The sequence below is a fragment of the Pseudomonas sp. GW821-FHT09E12 genome, from assembly GCF_059416085.1.
In genome coordinates this window covers 32,643-52,096 of record NZ_JBWKOM010000005.1, presented here as the reverse complement: position 1 = coordinate 52,096, position 19,454 = coordinate 32,643, and the positions used below count along the sequence as shown (strand labels likewise).

General features: G+C 64.9%; 17 protein-coding genes. 9 read left to right on the top strand and 8 right to left on the bottom strand.

Annotation, left to right across the window (positions count from 1 at the left end; all coding sequences use genetic code 11):
• Nucleotides 1-66 precede the first annotated feature (66 nt).
• Nucleotides 67-1,467, top strand: a complete 1,401-nt coding sequence (gene lpdA / locus AC07PQ_RS15310) for a dihydrolipoyl dehydrogenase (protein WP_493185830.1) — start codon at nucleotides 67-69, stop codon at nucleotides 1,465-1,467.
• A gap of 114 nt (nucleotides 1,468-1,581) precedes the next feature.
• Here the strand turns inward: lpdA and AC07PQ_RS15305 are convergent, their stop codons facing one another.
• A complete protein-coding gene (locus tag AC07PQ_RS15305; protein ID WP_007927641.1) occupies nucleotides 1,582-2,055 on the bottom strand; it encodes an Lrp/AsnC family transcriptional regulator in 474 nt (157 codons plus the stop codon).
• Nucleotides 2,056-2,201: 146 nt separating this feature from the next.
• On the opposite strand from AC07PQ_RS15305, the gene AC07PQ_RS15300 reads away from it, so the two are divergent.
• On the top strand, nucleotides 2,202-2,828 hold the full coding sequence (locus AC07PQ_RS15300) for a LysE family translocator (protein WP_493185829.1): 627 nt from the start codon (nucleotides 2,202-2,204) through the stop codon (nucleotides 2,826-2,828).
• 115 nt (nucleotides 2,829-2,943) lie between these two features.
• Here AC07PQ_RS15300 and AC07PQ_RS15295 read toward each other — a convergent pair whose 3' ends face one another.
• The 5 genes from AC07PQ_RS15295 to AC07PQ_RS15275 are packed head-to-tail and all read right to left on the bottom strand — an operon-like array spanning nucleotide 2,944 to nucleotide 8,720.
• Nucleotides 2,944-3,768 carry a class I SAM-dependent methyltransferase gene (locus tag AC07PQ_RS15295; RefSeq protein ID WP_101336344.1) on the bottom strand — a complete coding sequence of 275 codons (825 nt, stop codon included), beginning with the start codon at nucleotides 3,766-3,768 and terminating at the stop codon, nucleotides 2,944-2,946.
• On the bottom strand, nucleotides 3,762-4,919 hold the full coding sequence (locus AC07PQ_RS15290) for an acyltransferase family protein (RefSeq protein WP_493185828.1): 1,158 nt from the start codon (nucleotides 4,917-4,919) through the stop codon (nucleotides 3,762-3,764). The genes AC07PQ_RS15295 and AC07PQ_RS15290 overlap by 7 nt, the downstream gene beginning before the upstream one ends.
• Nucleotides 4,916-5,803, bottom strand: a complete 888-nt coding sequence (locus AC07PQ_RS15285) for a class I SAM-dependent methyltransferase (protein ID WP_492570520.1) — start codon at nucleotides 5,801-5,803, stop codon at nucleotides 4,916-4,918. The genes AC07PQ_RS15290 and AC07PQ_RS15285 overlap by 4 nt, the downstream gene beginning before the upstream one ends.
• Complete coding sequence (locus AC07PQ_RS15280) at nucleotides 5,803-7,107, bottom strand: glycosyltransferase (RefSeq protein ID WP_493185827.1); 1,305 nt, start codon at nucleotides 7,105-7,107, stop codon at nucleotides 5,803-5,805. The genes AC07PQ_RS15285 and AC07PQ_RS15280 overlap by 1 nt, the downstream gene beginning before the upstream one ends.
• Nucleotides 7,107-8,720 carry a glycosyltransferase gene (locus AC07PQ_RS15275; RefSeq protein ID WP_101336348.1) on the bottom strand — a complete coding sequence of 538 codons (1,614 nt, stop codon included), beginning with the start codon at nucleotides 8,718-8,720 and terminating at the stop codon, nucleotides 7,107-7,109. Before AC07PQ_RS15275 ends, AC07PQ_RS15280 begins: the two co-directional genes overlap by 1 nt.
• Nucleotides 8,721-9,550: 830 nt before the next feature.
• Here AC07PQ_RS15275 and AC07PQ_RS15270 point away from each other — a divergent pair.
• From AC07PQ_RS15270 to AC07PQ_RS15240, 7 genes are read left to right on the top strand one after another with little or no spacing between them, the layout of a single operon-like run.
• Entirely contained in the window at nucleotides 9,551-10,522 is a 972-nt protein-coding gene (locus tag AC07PQ_RS15270; RefSeq protein ID WP_493185826.1) for a GDP-mannose 4,6-dehydratase, read from the top strand.
• Nucleotides 10,523-10,525: 3 nt separating this feature from the next.
• Nucleotides 10,526-11,968 (top strand): mannose-1-phosphate guanylyltransferase/mannose-6-phosphate isomerase, encoded by a 1,443-nt coding sequence (locus AC07PQ_RS15265; protein ID WP_492570516.1) that lies wholly within the window; start codon nucleotides 10,526-10,528, stop codon nucleotides 11,966-11,968.
• The gene (locus tag AC07PQ_RS15260; RefSeq protein WP_007924587.1) at nucleotides 11,968-12,765 is read left to right on the top strand and encodes an ABC transporter permease; all 798 of its coding nucleotides are present in this window, start codon (nucleotides 11,968-11,970) and stop codon (nucleotides 12,763-12,765) included. The genes AC07PQ_RS15265 and AC07PQ_RS15260 overlap by 1 nt, the downstream gene beginning before the upstream one ends.
• A complete protein-coding gene (locus tag AC07PQ_RS15255; RefSeq protein ID WP_493185825.1) occupies nucleotides 12,765-14,039 on the top strand; it encodes an ABC transporter ATP-binding protein in 1,275 nt (424 codons plus the stop codon). The genes AC07PQ_RS15260 and AC07PQ_RS15255 overlap by 1 nt, the downstream gene beginning before the upstream one ends.
• Nucleotides 14,036-15,412, top strand: a complete 1,377-nt coding sequence (locus AC07PQ_RS15250) for a glycosyltransferase family 4 protein (RefSeq protein WP_493185824.1) — start codon at nucleotides 14,036-14,038, stop codon at nucleotides 15,410-15,412. Before AC07PQ_RS15255 ends, AC07PQ_RS15250 begins: the two co-directional genes overlap by 4 nt.
• Nucleotides 15,396-16,526 carry a glycosyltransferase family 4 protein gene (locus AC07PQ_RS15245; protein WP_493185823.1) on the top strand — a complete coding sequence of 377 codons (1,131 nt, stop codon included), beginning with the start codon at nucleotides 15,396-15,398 and terminating at the stop codon, nucleotides 16,524-16,526. Before AC07PQ_RS15250 ends, AC07PQ_RS15245 begins: the two co-directional genes overlap by 17 nt.
• Nucleotides 16,527-17,657, top strand: coding sequence for a glycosyltransferase family 4 protein (locus AC07PQ_RS15240; protein ID WP_493185822.1), 1,131 nt, complete (start codon nucleotides 16,527-16,529; stop codon nucleotides 17,655-17,657).
• Between the two features lie 125 nt (nucleotides 17,658-17,782).
• Here AC07PQ_RS15240 and AC07PQ_RS15235 read toward each other — a convergent pair whose 3' ends face one another.
• Complete coding sequence (locus AC07PQ_RS15235) at nucleotides 17,783-18,667, bottom strand: pyridoxamine 5'-phosphate oxidase family protein (RefSeq protein WP_493185821.1); 885 nt, start codon at nucleotides 18,665-18,667, stop codon at nucleotides 17,783-17,785.
• Nucleotides 18,668-18,732: 65 nt separating this feature from the next.
• Nucleotides 18,733-19,356 (bottom strand): glutathione S-transferase family protein, encoded by a 624-nt coding sequence (locus AC07PQ_RS15230; protein WP_493185820.1) that lies wholly within the window; start codon nucleotides 19,354-19,356, stop codon nucleotides 18,733-18,735.
• Between the last annotated feature and the right edge of the window lie 98 nt (nucleotides 19,357-19,454).

The window sequence follows — 19,454 nt, the reverse complement described above, 5'->3', positions numbered from 1 at the left end:
ATTACGATCATAATTTTTTGCTCGACTACCTTTAAAGCCTTCTTTTCCGATTGCAGGAGAACAGCCATGAGCAGCTACGACGTCGTCATCCTCGGTGGTGGTCCCGGTGGCTACAACGCCGCCATTCGCGCCGGCCAGCTGGGCCTCAAGGCCGCCTGCGTCGAAGGTCGCGCCACCCTCGGCGGCACCTGCCTGAACGTCGGCTGCATGCCGTCCAAGGCCTTGCTGCACGCCTCGGAGCTGTATGACGCGGCCATGGGCAAGGAATTCGCCGAACTGGGCATCGAGGTCAAGCCCAGCCTCAACCTCGCCCAGATGATGAAGCAGAAGGACGACAGCGTGGCCGGCCTGACCAAGGGCATCGAGTTCCTGTTTCGCAAGAACAAGGTCGACTGGATCAAGGGCTGGGGCCATATCGACGGCCCGGGCCAGGTCACGGTGACCGACAGCGCCGGGGCCAAGACCCGGTTGCAGGCCAGGGACATCGTGATCGCCACCGGCTCCGAGCCGACGCCACTGCCCGGGGTGGAGATCGACAACCGGCGCATCCTCGACTCCACCGGCGCGCTGTCCCTCGGCGAAGTGCCCCGGCACCTGGTGGTGATCGGCGCCGGAGTGATCGGCCTGGAGCTGGGTTCGGTCTGGCGGCGCCTGGGGGCCCAGGTGACGGTGGTCGAGTACCTGGACCGCATCTGCCCCGGTGTCGATGGCGAAGCCGGCAAGACCCTGCAACGGGCCCTGGCCAAGCAGGGAATCGCCTTCAGGCTCGGCACCAGGGTCAGCAGCGCCAGCACCTCGGCCAATGGCGTGCAGTTGAGTATCGAACCCGCCGCGGGCGGCACGGCGGAGCTGCTGGAAGCCGACTATGTGCTGGTGGCCATCGGCCGCCGGCCCTACACCCAGGGCCTGGGCCTGGAGAACGTCGGCCTGGGCACCGACTCGCGCGGCATGCTCGCCAACCAGCGGCACCGCACCGCGGCTCCCGGCGTGTGGGTGATTGGCGACGTCACGTCCGGGCCGATGCTTGCCCACAAGGCCGAGGACGAGGCCATGGCCTGTATCGAGCAGATCGTCGGCAAGGCCGGCGAAGTGAATTACGACCTGATCCCCAGTGTGATCTACACCAAGCCGGAGCTGGCCAGCGTCGGCAAGACCGAAGAGCAGCTCAAGGCCGAGGGCCGGGCCTACAAGGCCGGCAAGTTCCCTTTCACGGCCAACAGCCGGGCCAAGATCAACCACGAGACCGAAGGTTTCGCCAAGGTCCTGGCGGACGCGCAGACCGATGAAATCCTCGGCGTGCATCTGGTAGGACCGAGCGTCAGCGAAATGATCGGTGAATACTGCGTGGCCATGGAGTTTTCCGCCTCGGCCGAAGACATTGCCCTGACCTGCCACCCGCACCCGACCCGCTCCGAGGCGTTGCGCCAGGCAGCGATGGATGTGGAAGGGATGGCGACGCAGATGTAGAACCTGTAGCCGCTGCCGCAGGCTGCGTAAGGCCCGAAGGGCCTCGGCGATCTTGAGACTTGCGCGCCCTTCGGTCTCGATCGCAGCCTTCGGCAGCGGCTACAGATGATCGCGTCAGGTCGGCAAATGCCCCAGCGGCAGCGCGCCCGGGGTTTTCACCGTGTGGATCGCGAAGTTGCTGCGGATATCGCTGACGCCCGGCAGTTTCAGCAGGCTGCCGGTAAGAAAACGGTCGTAGGCGCGCAGGTCCGGCACCACCACCTGCAGCAGGAAGTCCGACTCGCCGGACACCAGGAACGCCGAAAGCACCTCCGGCAGCGCCGTCACCGCCTTGTGGAAGGCTTCGGAATGCTCATCGGTGTGCCGCTCGACCTTGACCCCGACGAACACCGTCAGCCCCAGGCCCACTTCATCACGATCGAGGTTGGCCTGGTAGCCGCGAATCACCCCGGCTTCTTCCAGCATCCGTACCCGGCGCAGGCAGGGTGAAGGAGACAGGCCGATCTCCTCCGCCAGTTGCACGTTGCTCAGGCGGCCGTCGCGCTGCAGGGCGGCGAGAATCTTGCGGTCGTAGGCGTCCAGTTTCATTTTTGGCATTTTCCGATAGTCACTCCATGTCCAGGTGGAAGATTATGCCAATTTCCACCTCCTTGCTGGCTGACTACGCAAGCACCTGCCCTGCCCTTCGGCCCTAGACTCTACCTACCGAATCGACAACGAAAGGGGGTGGCAAGGTGGCGCAACTGTGGATGTTTTTCCTGGCATTGGCGGTGGTCTATCTGCTGCCCGGCCCCGACATGATCCTGCTACTGCAAACCGGCGCCCGCCAGGGCAAGGGCCTGGCGCTGGCCACCGCGGTGGGTCTGGCGATTGCCCGGGGCTCTCATGTGGCACTGGCGGCATTGGGCCTGGCCGCCCTGTTCAAGGCCGCGCCCTGGACCTTCGAGGTGGTGCGCCTGGGCGGGGCCGCGTACCTGTTGTGGCTTGGCGTGCAGTGCCTGCGGGCCAACCTGCTGCCCAGTCTGCAAAACGGCGAGGCCGCGAGCGCCCTGCCCTGGCGCGAAGCGATCCGCCGCGGCCTGCTGACCAACCTGCTCAACCCCAAGGCGCTGCTGTTCTGCTCGGTGCTGCTGCCACAGTTCATCGACCCGCAGGCCGGCCCCGTGGCCGCGCAGTTCGCCAGCCTCGGCCTGCTGCTGGTGCTGGTGGGTTTACTGTTCGACAGCGCCTACGCCCTGGCCGGTGCCTGGATCGGCCGCTGGCTGGCGCACAACCGCGCCGCCCAGCGGGTCCAGCAATGGCTGTTCGGCAGCCTGCTGATCGGCTTCGCCCTGCGCCTGACTTTCGTGCAACAGGCCTGAAGCTCTGTAGCCGCTGCCGCAGGCTGCGATCGCGACCGAAGGGCGCGCAAGGTCGCAAGATCGCGGGAGGCCCTGCGGCCTTGCGCAGCCTTCGGCAGCGGTTACAGGGGCCGGTTCAGGCTGGCTTGCGGGCGATGATGACCTGGCTCTTGGCGACCACGGCGTCCAGCGCGTGCTTGATCTGCACCCCGCGCGGCGAGTTGAGGATGGTCTGCCAGGTGCTGGCCCATTGGTCGAGCAGCGGGTGGTCGGGGTTGCTGAATTCGACCTTGGCTTCCCAGAACAGCAGCATCCACATCGACCAGTAGAAGCCGTACTGGCTATGGCTGAGCACCTCCAGCCCGGCGTCGCCGACCATCTGCTTGAACTGCTCTTCGCTGATGATGCGGATATGGTTGGGCTTCTGGAAATACTCCGGCGCGGCGATGTCCTTTTGCAGGTCCTCGGAGCTCGGGTGCGGCACGCTCAACAGGTACAGCGCGCCCGGCTGGCCGACCCGCACCAGCTCGCAGAGAAACTGCGCCGGATCGTCCACATGCTCGATGACCTCGGTGGACACCACCCGGCTGGCGGTGCCGTCGGCAATCGGCAGCGGGTTGCAGTCAGTGACATGGCATTCCACGCCACGGGCCGGCGTATCGCTCAGGCGCTGGCGCGTCGCCTCGACCTTGGCCGCGTCGATGTCGGCAATGATGATCTTCGCCCCGCGCATCGCGCAGTAATGCACGTTGCCGCCGTCACCACAGCCAACGTCCAGCAGGGTGTCCTCGGCCGTCACCGGAAAGCCGGTGAACAGCTCGCCGTTTTCCTGGTTGAACCAGCCGCTGAGCATGGCGTCCTGCAGGCCCAGCATGTACGGATCGACCTTGGCCGGCGGCGGTGCGTCGGGCGCTACGGCCGCAGGAGCGCTCGCCGTGAGTTTTTTCAGAAGGCTCAGCATGAAGTGACTCCAGTGGAAGGAACGGGAGAACGGGATGTGCCCAGGCGTTGCACCAGCTCGGCGCCCCGATTGCGCAGGGGCAACTCGATGACACGGTAGTTGAGTTCGCTCAGCAACAGCAGCAGGCCCAGGGCGCAGGCCAGCGCCAGCAGCGGCTGGTCGTTCAGCCCGGTCGTGCCCAGGGGCGCCAGGCGGAACCAGGCTTCGCGGACCAGCAGAAACACCGGGATATGGATCAGGTAGATCCCGTAGGAACGACTGCCGACCCAGGCCAGCAGGTTTTTCAGCGGGCCGCGGGGTAACAGGTAGTCGCGGTCGTAGGAAGCGATCCACACCAGCAGCGCGCAGAGCAGCGCCAGGGCGCCGACCCGATAAAAAGTCGCATGGAACCCATCGGTGGCCAGCCAGCCCATGCCCAGGCAGGAGAGGATCAGCAGCAACGGGCCGAGCCCGGGATGCCGCCCCAGCCACTCCGGCTCCCAGTGCCGGTAGCTGGATCGGGCTGTCCACAGCGCCAACAGCACGCCGAGGGCCATGGCGTCGGTGCGGATGAACATCAACAGCACCGAGCGCAAGCTCACCAGTTGCACGACCACCAGCGCCAGCAACACCCAGGCCAGGTACCTGCGACACAACAGCACCAGCAGCGGCAGCAACAGGTAGAACTGCTCCTCCAGCGACAGGCTCCAGTAGACGAAACTGGCGCCGTACTCGTAGTGGAAAAAACTGTCGGCGAAACGGAAATTGGCGAACTGCAACAGGCCGGCAACCGTGGCCCACAGGTTGGCGTGCAGACTACCGAAGGCCCCCGAACGATTGAGGAACAGGCTCGCCAGCAACATCAGCAGCAGCCACAACCAGGCCGAGGGCAGCAGGCGGAAGGCGCGGCGAATCCAGAAGTCGCGGGTCCGTTGCCAACACTGCGCGGCGCTGGTGCAGGCGCGCAGCTGCGGGATCAGGCTACGGGCGATGACAAAACCGGAGATGGCGAAAAACAGGTCCACGCCCCACCAGAACTGGCCGTAGGCGGCGACGCTGCCCAACCAGGCGAGCCCGTCGCGAAACAGATTGCCTTGCAGATGATGGAACACCACGCCCAGCACCGCGATGCCCCGCAGCAGCTCGATGTCCATGATCCGCTTGTCGTTCAAGACGGCTCAGCCACGGCGCCGGACAGCGGCTTGCGGGCAATGATGACCTGGCTTTTCGGCATGAAGCCATCGAGCACCTGCTTGATCGCCAGCCCGTCGGGTTGCGCCAGCAGCTCCTCCCAGGTCCGCGCCCAGCCTTCCATCAGCGCCGGGTACGGCGCCTGGATGCGGTCGCGCACGGCGCCCGGCGGCTCGCGTCCGGCGGCCCGTTCGCTGGCCCAGAAAAAGATCATGCCCATGACCCAGAAAAAGCCCGTGGCCTGCCGATGTTCGATGACCAGCCCGGCGTCCTCGATCATCTGGCCAAAGCCTTCGCGGGAAAATACCTGCACATGGTTCGGCGCGCGGTAGTAGCCGGACGGCGCGATGCCCTTCTGCAAATGCTCGCCCACCGGGTCCGGAACGCTGATCAGGTACTGCGCGCCGGGACGGCCCATGCGCACCAGCTCGGCGAGGAACGGCTCGGGCTGTTCGATGTGCTCCAGCACTTCCATGCACACCACTTTGCTCGCGCAGCCCTGGGCCAGCGGCAACGGCAGGCTGTTGCTGACCAGCCCCAGGGCCGCTACGTCCGATTGCTCGGCGACTTGCCGGGCCAGGTCGCTCACCTTGTCGAACTCGCTGTCGGTGAAAATCACCGAAGCGCCCTGGCGCATGGCGAACAGCGTCGCCACGCCTTCGCCGCAACCGACATCGAGCAGGGTGTCGTCGGCGCTGATGGCAAAGCCCTTGAGCAGCTCGCCGGTTTCGGAACGGAACCAGCCATCGAGCATGGCGTCGCGCAAGCCGCAATCGCGGGGAGAAACCGCGGGCCTGGGCGCTTCGGCCAGCAGCGGCGCGGGCAACGGCGCGCCCCTGCGCAAACGCCGCAGAAACGCCCGCATCACGCGGGAAGCCCGGGGGTGGCAGGCGCCTTGCGCCGCTCCAGCACCTGCTGGAAGAACTCGCCCAGGCGCTGTTCAGCCGTGGCCTGGCTACAGAAGCGCCGCAGGCTTTCGATCGCATGGCTCGACATGCGCGCATAACGCTCGGGGTCCTGCTGGGCGACGTCGTAGCTGGCGCGATAGGCCGAGCACAGCGAGTCCCAGTTGGTGATGTAGCGCAGGGTCCGGTAGGCCGCCCGGGGATCGTGGGGCCAGGCGGTCAACTCGTCGGTGGAGTCGACGATGAAAGTGTTGTCGTGGTCGATGTAGTCGGCCATCGCGGTGTTGCACGGCGCCACCGCCGGCTTGCCGCAGGACATGAACTCCATCAGCGGCAGGCACTGCCCTTCGCCGAACGAGGAATTGACCACATAGCGGGTGGCCTCCACCAGCCGCTCGTAGTCCGGGTCGGACAAAAAGCCGTGGATCAGCACGATCCGGCACTGGTAGGACTGGTTCTTGTAGAGGTGGTGCAGCATGTCGGCCAGCGCGTTGCCGATATCGTGGTGGGTCAGTTTCAGCACCAGGGTGGCGTCGGCACAGTCGCGAAAGGTGGTGCAGAACGCACTGATCATGTCCTGCCAGTTCTTGCGCCCGTCGTAGGGGTTGAACACCGAGGTGTAGACCACCCCGTCGAGCAGCAGCTGGCAGTCGCGGGCCGTGGCATCGAGCGCCAGCGGCATGCCTTCGTGCAGCGTGCCCGGGCCGTAGGCACTCAGGTCCAGGGTCCGGCTGTCGAGCAACAGTCCGTGTAGGTTGAGGGTCACACGGGACGCCCGTGGCTGCTTGCCCAGTTGCTCGCCACGGCGGGCGAAGCGATCCCAGACCGGGGCCGGGATCGCGCAGATCGGGTAGTCCTCGCCCATCACATCGCGCACCGCTCGCACGGTAAAGCTGGAATGGGTGATCGCCGCGCCCGCGGTGCCCAGGACCAGCCGCCAGTCATGGCGCGGCTCGCCCTGCCAGCTTTCGGTGGGAATGGTGCTGAACTCCCAGGCGAACACCGGGATGGTCGGGCAGGCGTAATGGTTGGGCGTGCGATGGGGCGGCGAGAACGACAGGAAGATGCACGCCTCGCCGCGGCTCTGGCAGTCGAAATACAGGCGGTCCACCAGCTCGTCGGGGTTGCTGACCTCCAGCACCTGGCCCAGGCGTTCCAGCACCGGCCGGAACTCCTTGAGCACAAAGTAGTAGCTGTATTCGGGACGGCCCAGGTTCTGCTGAATGTTGCTCTTGTTGGTTTCCGAATGGATGAGGATCAGCATCAGGCGTTACCCGCCACGGCCAGGGAGGACGCGCCACCGGCCTCGGTCAGCGGGGTCAGGGCGAAGAACTCCCGCAGGCGCCCCTGGACGCTGGCGAAGCTGCTGTACTCCTGCATGCGCCGGGCCGCGGCCAGGGACATCGACTGGTACCCCGCGGGGTTTTCCTTGGCCATGCGGTAACTGTCCTGGTAAGCGGTTTTCAACGAGCCCCAATCCGGGCGGTGACGCAGGGTGCGAAACAGGATGCGCGAGTCCTGCGGCCAGATCGCCGGCTCCTGGCTGGACTTGACGATGAAGGCCACGTCCTCGTCGATGTAATCGAGCATGGCCGTGTGCAGCGGCGCGATCACCGGCTTGCCGCAGGCCATGAACTCCATCAGCGGCAGGCACAGGCCTTCGCACCGCGAGGCGTTGACGTAGAAACTGGCCGCGCCGTACAGCCTTGCGAATTGCTCGTCGTCCAGATAGCCGTGCATGGCCACCACCCGGCAGCTGAACGGTGACAGCTGCGACAGCAGGGTCAGCATTTCGACGTAATAGGTCGACAGGTCGTTCTGGGTCATCTTCAACACCAGGGTGGCGTCTTCGGTGTCGCGCATCGCCCAGCAGAACGCGGTAATCAGTTGATGCCAGTTCTTGCGGCCGTCGTCGGGGTTGAACACGCTGACATAGACCACGCCATCGACCTGGAACTCCACCTGCTGGTCGGTGGCCGGGAGGACGGCCTGGGGGTGTTCCGGCTCAGGCGCGGGTGCCGGCAGGACGACGGGCAGCGCTGCCGCGTGCTCCGGTCTCGATTTCGCCATCAGCGCCCGCAGGCGCGCGGGGACCCGGTCGCGCAACCCCTCGCGGTAGCATTCGCGAACATAGTGCTTGCTGATGAACAGCGGCCGGCGCCATTCGCCGCCGGCCAGCGCCCGATACCATTCGCGCAGATAGTGCTTGGCGATGAACAGCCGGCGCCTGGCGGTCAGTGGCGGGGCTTCGACGATTTCGGCCTCGACTTCGACTGGAGCAGGAGGCGGTGGCACCTCTTCCAGTACCGGCGCGATCAGGCCATCGGCGCAAAGCCCCAGCGTCCGGCTGTCGATGATGCAGCCCTTGATCTGCAGGGTGGTGCCGGCGTTGACCGGTACATTGGGGTATTGCCCGCGGACGCCATCGAAGCGCTCCCACAACGGGGTAGGCAGCACCAGCACCGGAAAATGCTCACCCAGCACCCGACGCACCGCACGGGCCGTATGGCTGGACAGGGTGATCACCCGGCCATGGCGGCCAAGGGTGCGGCTCCAGTCCTGGTGCGGGTCGTTATCCCAGTATTCGTGGGGGATCGAATCGAACTCCCAGGCCACCACGCACAGGGTCGGGCAGTCCAGGTCGACCGGGGTTTTCTGGGGTGGGGTGAACGAAAGAAACAGGCAGTCTTCGCCCTTGAGCCGCAGTTCGTGATACAGCCGGTCAACCTCGGCCGGCGTCTGCACCACATGCACGCGCCCAAGGCTTTCCAGCACCGGGCGGTAGGCCTTGAGCACGAAGTAATAGCTGTATTCCGGACGCCCGAGGCTCTGGCTGATGGAGCCGTCGTTAACATCCGAATAAAGAATGAAATTCATGGCATCTCACGATGAAGCCGCCGTCCTGGCACCTTCACACAATGACGGTAGAGCCATGGCGCCACGCCTGTGTTGTGGGCGTGCATCCATCGTTCTCATGCCCGTCTACGTTCTTGTTCTATTGGTCAGTTTCCAGCGGCTAAAGACAGCCGCTTCTGATCGTTTGGGTCGAGACGAAAGGCATTCTAAACACATCCATCGAATGTTCGGGAACCTACCGGAGAGATTTTTCCTATGCTCAAAAAGGAGAACTTACCGGTCACGATAGGACTTATTGAAATTGCCGCGCAATTGGCACAGATTGATTGCCAAATAACTACAACAATAACTTCGCGTGGCAGGCCATTCTCGATACTTTTCGGAAGTTCCTGAATTTTCCCGCATTTAAGCCCGGGATTTCGCGCAAGTTCGTGATGAGGGGACTGCCGCTTGAAGAAGCGTCTGTTTGTAACGGGCCTGAATGGATTCATGGGTCGTCACACCCAATCCCGCTTGAGCAGCATCGGCTCAGGCCGGAGGTCGCTGCCTGCCTCCTCCCATGGCCCGAGCGCCCACCAAAACTTCCAGCGCCCGTTACCCCGGTCACCCGACTCGGCGATCCACCTGACTGGCCAGCGCAACAACATCCGCCCCCTGCTCGAGCCTCTGACCCCGCTTGCCCCGGCCTCCACCACCGCGCTCCAGCCCCCTGCCCGTCCATGGCGGACAGCATCGCGTTGCGTCCATGGTGGCCATGGCGAGCGGCTGAACAGCGGATGGGCGCCTGAAACACCTATACAACAATCCCTGCGGGCGATCCTGTCCGACTGGGAGTCACGGGTACTACAAGAATGACAAAAAGTGCACTGATCACAGGGATCACGGGGCAGGACGGCGCCTATCTGGCCAAGTTGCTGCTGGACAAGGGCTATCAGGTTCACGGACTGGTGGCGCGACGCAGCAGCGACTCGCGCTGGCGCTTGCGTGAGATGGGCATCGAGGGCGAGATCCGCTACCTGGATGGCGACATGGCCGACGCCTGCTCCGTGCAACGGGCGGTGATCAAGGCGGCGCCCGACGAACTCTACAACCTGGCGGCGCAAAGCTTTGTCGCCGCCTCCTGGGACCAGCCGGTGACCACCGGTATCGTCGACGGGCTGGGCGTGACACACCTGCTCGAGGCGATCCGCCAGTTCAGCCCGCACACCCGCTTTTACCAGGCCTCCACCAGCGAAATGTTCGGCCTGATCCAGGCCGAGCAGCAGGACGAAAATACCCCGTTCTACCCGCGCAGCCCCTACGGCGTGGCCAAGCTCTACGGGCACTGGATCACCGTGAACTACCGCGAGAGCTTCGGCCTGCATGCCAGCAGCGGCATCCTGTTCAACCACGAATCGCCCCTGCGTGGCATCGAGTTCGTGACCCGCAAGGTCACCGATGCCGCCGCCCGGATCAAGCAGGGCAAGCAGCAGGAGCTGCGCCTGGGCAACATCGACGCCAAGCGCGACTGGGGATTCGCCGGCGACTATGTCGAAGCCATGTGGCTGATGCTGCAACAGGGCAAGGCCGATGATTACGTGGTGGCCACCGGCGTCACCACCACAGTGCGCGACATGTGCCGGATCGCCTTCGAACACCTCGGCCTGAACTACCGTGACTACGTGAAGATCGACCCGACGTTCTTGCGCCCGGCGGAGGTCGATGTACTGCTGGGCAACCCGGCCAAGGCTCAAAAGCTCCTTGGCTGGCGGCCCAAGACCGATCTGCAGGACCTGATCCACATGATGGTGGATGCGGACATGACACGTGTTGCCAAGGAGTAAGGCATGTTGATTCCTGTAATTGTTTCCGGCGGCGCCGGCACCCGTTTATGGCCAGTGTCACGCGAAGGCCAGCCCAAGCCCTTCATGACCCTGCCGGACGGCCAGAGCCTGCTGGGCAAGACCTACCGTCGAGCTGCCGGGCTGCTGGCCGGCAACGGCGAGATCGTCACGGTGACCAACCGTGAGCACTTTTTCCAAAGCAAGGACCATTTCCAGGCCGCCAGGCTGGAACAGCACCACGGCCACTTCATCCTCGAACCCTCGGGCCGCAACACAGCACCGGCGATTGCCGCCGCCGCGCTGGCCGTGCAGGCACGGCACGGCGATCAGGCAACCCTGGTGGTCATGCCCGCCGACCACCTGATCCAGGACGAGGCGGCCTTTCGCAATGCTGTCGCCCACGCCGTGCAACTGGCCGAAGCCGGTTACCTGGTGACGTTCGGCATCACCCCGACCGCGCCGGAAACCGGTTTTGGCTACATCGAATCCGGCGATAGCCTGGACGAACGTGGCGGCGCCCGGGTTCGCCGCTTCGTCGAGAAACCTGACCCGCTGACCGCCCAGGGTTACCTCGACAGCGGCCGGTTCCTGTGGAACTCGGGGATGTTCTGCTTCACGGTCGCGACCCTGCTGGCCGAGTTGCAGCAGCACGCTCCCGCGCTGCTGGAGCTGGGCCGCGCCTGCCAGGCGGCCAGCACGCCGGTGGAAACCGGACGCATTGTCCAGCACGAGTTGTCGGCGGCGCATTTCGCCGATATGCCGGATATTTCCATCGACTACGCGCTGATGGAAATCTCGGACAAGGTCGCAGTGATCCCAGCCGGCTTCGACTGGAGCGATATTGGTTCCTGGTGCGCGATCAGCGCCCTGGTCGACGCCGATGCCCAGGACAACCGCGCCACCGGCGAAGCCCTGTTCATCGACAGCCGCGGCAATTTCGTGCAGAGCGAAGGCCGGATGATCGCCACGGTGGGCGTCGACAACCTGATCGTGGTCGAGACCGCCGACGCCATCCTGGTGGCCCACGCCGACCGCGCCCAGGACGTGCGCCAGGTGGCCAGGCAGCTCAAGGACCGCAACCACGAAGCCTATCGCCTGCATCGCACGGTCAACCGGCCCTGGGGCAGCTACACCGTGCTGGAGGAAGGCCCGGGCTTCAAGATCAAGAAGATCGTGGTCAAGCCGGGCGCCACGCTGTCGCTGCAGATGCATCACCACCGCAGTGAGCATTGGGTGGTGGTCCAGGGCACGGCCAGGGTCACCAACAACGGCGAAGGCTCGCATCTGCTCAACAGCAACGAATCCACCTTCATCGCCGCCGGGCACAAGCACCGCTTGGCGAACCCGGGGGTGATCGACCTAGTCATCATCGAAGTGCAGAGCGGCGAATACCTGGGCGAGGACGACATCGTCCGTTTCGAAGACCAATACGGCAGGACAGCCTGATGCTGCTCAATCTGTACCGCTCGCTGCGCAGCTATCGGGGCTTCATCCTCGGCAGCGTGCAGCGCGAGTTCCAGGCGCGTTATCGCAACTCGCTGTTCGGCGCCTTGTGGACCGTGCTCAACCCGCTGTCGATGATCGTCGTCTACACGGTGATCTTTTCCCAGGTGATGCGCGCTCGCCTGCCGGGGGTCGAGGACGGCCTGGCCTACAGCGTCTACCTCTGTGCCGGGCTGCTGACCTGGGGCCTGTTTTCCGAGCTGACCCTGCGTAGCCAGAGCATGTTCCTGGAAAACGCCAACCTGCTGAAGAAGATCAGCTTCCCGCGCATCTGCCTGCCGGTGATCGTGCTGCTCAACGCCGGCATCAACTTCGCGATCATCCTCGGCCTGTTCCTCGGCTTCCTGCTGATCACCGGGCGCCTGCCGGGCCTGGCGCTGCTGGCGCTGATCCCGCTGCTGCTGTTGCAAGTGCTGTTCTGCACCGGCCTGGGGATGATCCTCGGGGTGCTGAACGTATTCTTCCGCGATGTAGCGCAGTTCTTCGGCATCTTCCTGCAGTTCTGGTTCTGGCTGACCCCCATCGTCTACCCCATCAGCATCCTGCCCGAGTCGATCCAGCGCCTGCTGGCGCTCAACCCGCTGACCGCGCTGATGCACAGCTACCAGAACCTGTTCCTGTACGACCAGTGGCCGCAATGGAGTTCGCTGACCCCGATGCTGGTGATCAGCCTGCTGTTCTGTGGCATGGGGCTGCGGCTTTTCCGCCAGCGCGTCGGTGAAATGGTGGATGAGCTCTGATGGGACATATACGCGTCACCGGCCTGGGCAAGGCCTATAAGCAGTACCCGAACCGCTGGAGCCGGCTGTTCGAATGGATGATTCCGTTTTCCAAGCCGCGCCATCACCTGCACTGGGTGCTGCAGGGCGTCGACTTCGAGATCGAGCCGGGCCAGGCCGTGGGCATAGTCGGGGTCAACGGCGCCGGCAAAAGCACCTTGCTGAAAATGATCACCGGCACCACCCAGCCGACCTGCGGCGAGATCCACCTGCGGGGTCGGGTAGCGGCGTTGCTGGAGCTGGGCATGGGTTTCCACCCGGACTTCACCGGGCGCCAGAACGCGGTCATGGCCGGCCAGCTGCTGGGCATGCAGGTCGAGGAAATCCAGGCCCTGATGGCGGAAATCGAAGCCTTCGCCGAGATCGGCGAGGCCATCGATCATCCGGTACGCACCTATTCGAGCGGCATGCAGATGCGCCTGGCGTTCAGCGTGGCCACGGCCCGGCGCCCGGACATCCTGATCGTCGACGAGGCGCTGTCGGTGGGCGACGCCTACTTCCAGCACAAGAGTTTCGAGCGCATCCGCAGCTTCCGCCGCGCCGGCACCACCCTGCTGATCGTGTCCCACGACCGCTCGGCGATCCAGTCGATCTGCGACACCGCGATCCTGCTCGAGCAGGGCCGCGTAGCCATGCACGGCAAGCCGGAAGAGGTGATGGACTACTACAACGCCATGCTCGCCGAACGCGAAGGCCAGACGGTGCGCCAGGAAATGCTCGCCAACGGCCAGGTACGGACCATTTCCGGCACCGGCGAAGCCGCGATCCTCAGCGTGCACCTGCGCGACGAACGCGAGCGTTCGATCGAGATGGCCGAAGTCGGCCAGCCGGTGGTGCTGGAAGTACAGGTCGAGGTGCGCCAGGACATCGAACGGCTGGTGCTGGGCTTCATGATCAAGGACCGTCTCGGCCAGCCCATGTATGGCATCAACACCCATCGCCTGGACCAGGCCCTGACCGACTTGAGCGCCGGCGAAAAGGTCACCTTCCGCTTCGCCTTCACCATGGGCCTGGGCAAGGGCAACTACTCGGTGGCCCTGAGCCTGTCGCGGCTGGATTCGCACCTGGATCGCAACTTCGAATGGCGCGACTACGGCCTGGTCTTCCACGTCATCAATAACCGCCAGGAAGACTTTGTCGGCTGCTCCTGGTTGCAGGCGCGGACCAGTATCGAGCGCACCCTCCCGGGCTCCGTGGAGCCCGTCCAGCCAATCAGCCAGCAGGTGGAACCATGAGCCGCCTGTTGATCGAATGCACCTACGTGTTCGAACACCCCGAAACCAACTCAGGCATCCAGCGCGTGGTGCGCAACGTCATCCGCGAGTTGCCCGCGGCCAGCGGCGCGGTGGAATGCATTCCGGTGGCGATGCTCGGCGGCAAGCTGTATCGGGTTCTGAGCCTCAAGCCACTGCCGACCCGGCGCTGGAACCTGATGAGCCTGCGGGTACGCCTGGAGCAGATCGCTAACGTTTTCTGGCTGCGCCACCGGACTCTGGAACGCCGCAAACCCTTTGCCGATTCATACATCGCCCGGCGCTTGCTCTACATCGCGTGCCGCCTGACGGCCTTTGCCTTTCTCAGCATCCCCCTGCGCCTGTGCAACCGCTTGGTGAACGTGGATGAAATTCCCCAGCGCTGTGTGCCGCTGCAACATCAACCGGGCGATCAACTGGTGCTATTGGACTCGTCGTGGCACGCCGACTTTTTCCCCTTGGCCGAACAGCTCAAGCGCGACGGCGTGGGAATAGTTTCGGTGATCTACGACCTGATCCCCCTGACCCATCCGCAGTTCTGCGACGCCGGGCTGGTCCGGGTGTTCAACCACTGGTTCGACTGGATAGCCCGCACCGCCGACGGCTACGTGGCGATCTCCGCGACCATCCGCGATCAGGTGCACGCGGAAATGCTCCGCCGGGTTGGCCGCGAGCAGGTCGCGCAGCGCTGGTTCGACTATTTCCACCTGGGTTCGGAACTGGATCAGTGCAGCGAGAACTCGCGGATAGACCCGGACCTGACGCAGCTGTTCATGCATCGGGCGCCGGTGTTCCTGATGGTCAGCACCATCGAACCACGCAAGAACCATGGTTTCCTGCTCGACGCCTTCGAGCGTGTCTGGGCCAGTGGCTCCCAGGCCCGCCTGTGCATCGCCGGGCGCATCGGCTGGAAATGCGAGGCGCTGATCGAACGGATTCGCCGGCACCCGGAGTTGAACCGGCGCCTGTTCATGTTCAATTCACTGGACGACAACAGCCTGGAGTACGCCTATTCCAAGGCGACGGCGCTGGTGTTCCCCTCCTATGTCGAAGGGTTCGGCCTGCCCCTGGTGGAAGCCATGCAGCGTGGCCTGCCCGCCATGGGCAGCGACATCCCGGTATTTCGCGAAATCGGCGGCGAGTTCATGGCCTATTTCGACCTGAACGATCCGCAGAGCCTGGCCGAGCTGGTCACCCAGCAGGAGCGCACAGGGGTGTTCCCCGCAGCCCGTGATGTGGATGAGTGGCGTTGGCTGACTTGGCGCGACGCCAGCAACCAGTTGATCGAACGCATTGTCCGCCAGCACCGGAACGCCCCTGCGGCCCTGGAGATGAACGATGCGTGTAGCCCTTAACGCGCGCATTCTCCAGGCGCCACGTACCGGCATCGGCCACTACGTCGCGGAGCTGGCCCCGGCCCTGGCTGGCGAACCGGGCCTCGAACTGGCGCTGTTCCATGGCTGGGGTTGGAGCAGTGAACTGCCGGCTGCCGCGATGCCCGGTTATTCCTGGCTCAGCCCCTGGCTGCGCCAGGTTCCCGGGGCCTACCAGGCGCGGCGCTGGCTGGAACAGCGGCGCTTCGACCAGGGCCGGCACGCCACCATCGACCTCTACCACGAACCCACCTTGTGGCCGATGTCGTTCGAGGGGCCGACCGTGATGACCCTGCACGACCTGACCCATGTGCATTACCCGGCCACCCAGCCACCGGCACGGCTGAAGGAAATCGAGCGACGCCTGGGCGCGGGTATGGAGCAGGCGCGGGTGATCCTGACCGATTCGCAGTTCGTCGCCGATGAAGCCCAGGCCTACTTCGGCCTGCCGCGCGAGCGTTTTGTCGTGGCCCCGCTGGGGGCGGCTCCACGCTTTCATCCCCGGGCTCCGGCCGAGCTGGAGCCCTGCCTCGCGACCTACGGGCTGCAAGCCCACGGCTATCTGCTCTGCGTGGGCACCCTGGAACCGCGCAAGAACCTGTCCCTGGCTTTGCTGGCGCATGCCCGGCTGCCGGAAACCCTGCGCCAGCGTTATCCCTTGCTGATCGTCGGCATGGCGGGCTGGGAACAGGGGCAATTCAGCGAAACGCTGTACAGCGCCCTGGCCAGCGGCCATGTGCGCCTGCTGGGCTACCTGCCGGACGAACAGCTGGCACAGCTGGTCGCCGGGGCCAGGGCCCTGGTTTTTCCTTCGCGTTACGAGGGCTTTGGTCTTCCGGTCCTGGAAGCCATGGCCAGTGGTACGCCGGTGGTACTGACGCGATGTTCGGCGATGCCGGAAGTCGCGGGTGCGGCCGGCAACTATGTCGACCCCGACGATATGGACGGCTTGCGCCACGCCCTGCTGCGCCTGATCGAAGACGACGGCCATTGGCAGGCGTGCCGCGAAGCGGGATTGGAACAGGCAAGACTTTTTTCCTGGGGGCGCTGCGCGCGGATCACCGCGCGTGCCTACCGTCAGGCCATGGGAGGCTGAATGCGGGTCTTACACTTCTACAAAACATACCTGCCTGACTCGGTCGGCGGCACTGAGCAGGTCATCTTCCAGCTCTGCGAAAGCGGTGCCCACTATGGCATCGACGGCCAGGTCCTGACGCTGAGCCCCACTCCCTCCTCCGGCGCACTGAAGGTGGGCCAGCATGAGGTGCATCAGGCGAAGCTGGATTTCCAGTTCGCCTCCACCGGCTTTTCCTACAGCGTGTTCAAGCAGTTTCGCGAAATGGCCGCCGAAGCCGACGTGGTCAACTATCACTTCCCCTGGCCGTTCATGGACCTGGTGCATTTCATGAGTGGCATGAACAAGCCCTGCGTGGCCACCTATCACTCCGACATCATCCGCCAGCGCCACCTGCTCAAGCTGTACCGGCCATTGATGAACCGCTTCCTGCACAGCGTCGACCGGATCGTCGCCGCGTCGCCGAACTACCTGCACACCAGCAATGTGCTGCAACAGTTCCCGGACAAGACCCGGGTCATCCCCTACGGCCTGAACAAGGCTGGTTATCCACAGCCCGACGCCGAACGCATGGCCCAGTGGCGCCAGCGCCTGGGCGAGCGTTTTTTCCTGTTCGTCGGGGTGATGCGTTACTACAAGGGCCTGCACATCCTGCTCGATGCCCTCAAGGACGTGGACTACCCGGTGGTGATCGTCGGCGCCGGCCCGCTCGAAGCCGAACTGCATGCCCAGGCCGCGGCGCTGGGCCTGCGCAACCTGCATTTCCTTGGCCGCCTGGGGGATGAAGACAAGGTGGCCCTGCTGCAACTGAGCTATGCCATCGTCTTTCCCTCGCACCTGCGCTCCGAGGCGTTCGGCATCTCGTTGCTCGAAGGCGCGATGTACGGCAAACCGATGATCTCCAGCGAGATCGGCACCGGCACCAGCTACATCAATATCCATGGCGAAACCGGCCTGGTGGTGCCGCCCAGCGATCCCCTGGCCTTCCGCGCCGCCATGCGCCAGCTCTGGGACAACCCGGAACAGGCCGCTCGGATGGGCCTCAAGGCCGAGGCCCGTTACCGGCAGCTGTTCACCGCCGACCAGATGGGCCAAAGGTGGAGCAAGCTGTACCAGGAGTTGCTGGAGGAAAAAGCCCTGTCCTACGCCTGACGCAGCTCGCTCCTACATTTTCCTGAACGCCGCAACACCTGTAGGAGCGAAGCTTGCTCGCGATGCAAACACCGTGGTGGGTCAGCCACGGCCCTATCGCGGGCAAGCCTCGCTCCTAGGATTTTTTACGTCGGACGCCAGCGCAGGGCCAGCGCCGCGGGCCGGCGCACCAGTTGCTCGACCTCGAAGCGCCACAGGCGCTCGGCGCCCGGAAAGGTGGCGATCTGCGGGTCGTCGAGCACGACTTCAGTGCGGCCGCTGAGCTGCAGCAGGTCGCCACGGCTGAAGTCGATGAACAGCAGGCCGGCGCGGGGGTTGAGCAGCAGGTTGCCCAGGGTGTTGAAGTGCAGGTTGCCGGCGAAATCCGGAATGCTCAGGCGGTTGCCCTCGACCCGCACGAAACCGGCCGGGCCGCCGCGGTGGGACACATCGACCCAGAGCCGTCCCTCGAGCTCCACGTAACTGGCGACAAAAAACGTATCGGCGCCCCGGATCATCGCCCTCGCCGCTTCATCCAGCGCGTTCAGGCGCTGCACCGGCCGGTGCGCGGCCAGCGGCACCGACTCGAACTGTCGCAGCTGGATGTAGCGCGGGCAATTGCCGAAGGACTGCTCGACCCCCAGGGCAAAACCGCTGTCGTCCAGCTCGACGATCCGCCCGTTGAGGCGGTTGCGCCGCCGGGTGTGCAGCTCGATGCCCAGCAGGCCGATGGCCGCACCCGGCGCCAGTTGGGCGGGGTCTTCGGCGGCGAGCAGGCTGTCGAGCCTTAGCCGCCCGGGGGTTGGCGATTGGGCGAAACCGACAGCCCCTTCGAGCACGCTGGCCCAGGGGTTGCCCTGGTTATCCACAGCCCCGAGCAGCATGAACGGCAGCTGTTGATAAAACTGCCGGTGCTGGTCGAGCATCTCGCTGCGGATCACCTTGCGCCCGACGACGTCCATGCGCTCGGCAACGCCAGCCTGGGCTTGCAGGCGGGTTTCGCCTGCATGCCAGGGGGATTCGATGTTCATGATGGGGCTCCCCTGCGTCGATGACGCAGCAGTCAGCGGGCCCGGAGGGTGCCGGGCCGCCAGATTCAGGCGCTTTGCAGACCCACCGCGGTGCGCGGCATGCCGACGAAGCCAGGCAAGGCTTCGATGCGCGCCAGCCAGGCGCGGACCTGTGGATAATCCGCCAGCGACACATTGCCCTCGGGGGCGTGGGCGATGTAGCTGTAGCCGGCGATATCGGCGATGGTCGGTTCGCTGCCCGCCAGGTAAGGGCTCGCCGTCAATTCCTGCTCGACCACCTTGAGCAGCGCATGGGAGCGGGTGATGGCCTCCTCGGCGTTGCGCTGGGCGCCGAATACGGTGATCAGCCGTGCCACCGCCGGGCCGAACGCAATCGGCCCCGCCGCCACCGACAACCAGCGCTGGACCCGTGCCGCGCCCAGCGGATCCTCAGGCAGCCAGCGACCCTGGCCATATTTGCGCGCCAGGTACACCAGGATCGCGTTGGAGTCGGCCAGTATCACGCCCTGGTCGTCGATCACCGGCACCTGGCCAAAGGGGTTCAGCGCCAGGAAGTCCGCCTGCTTGTGCTCGCCTTTCGCCAGGTCGACGAAGACCAGCTCGAAAGGCAGCCCCAGCAGCGACAACATCAGTTCGACGCGATGGGCATGACCGGAACGGGGGAAGCTGTAGAGCTTGATGGCGTGCATGGCAGACTCCGCTGGGCAGGGGTGCGGCTCACAAGAGCGGCACTGACGGACGCCATCTTCCCTCTCGGGTCAAAACAATAGAATCACCAGAAAACACA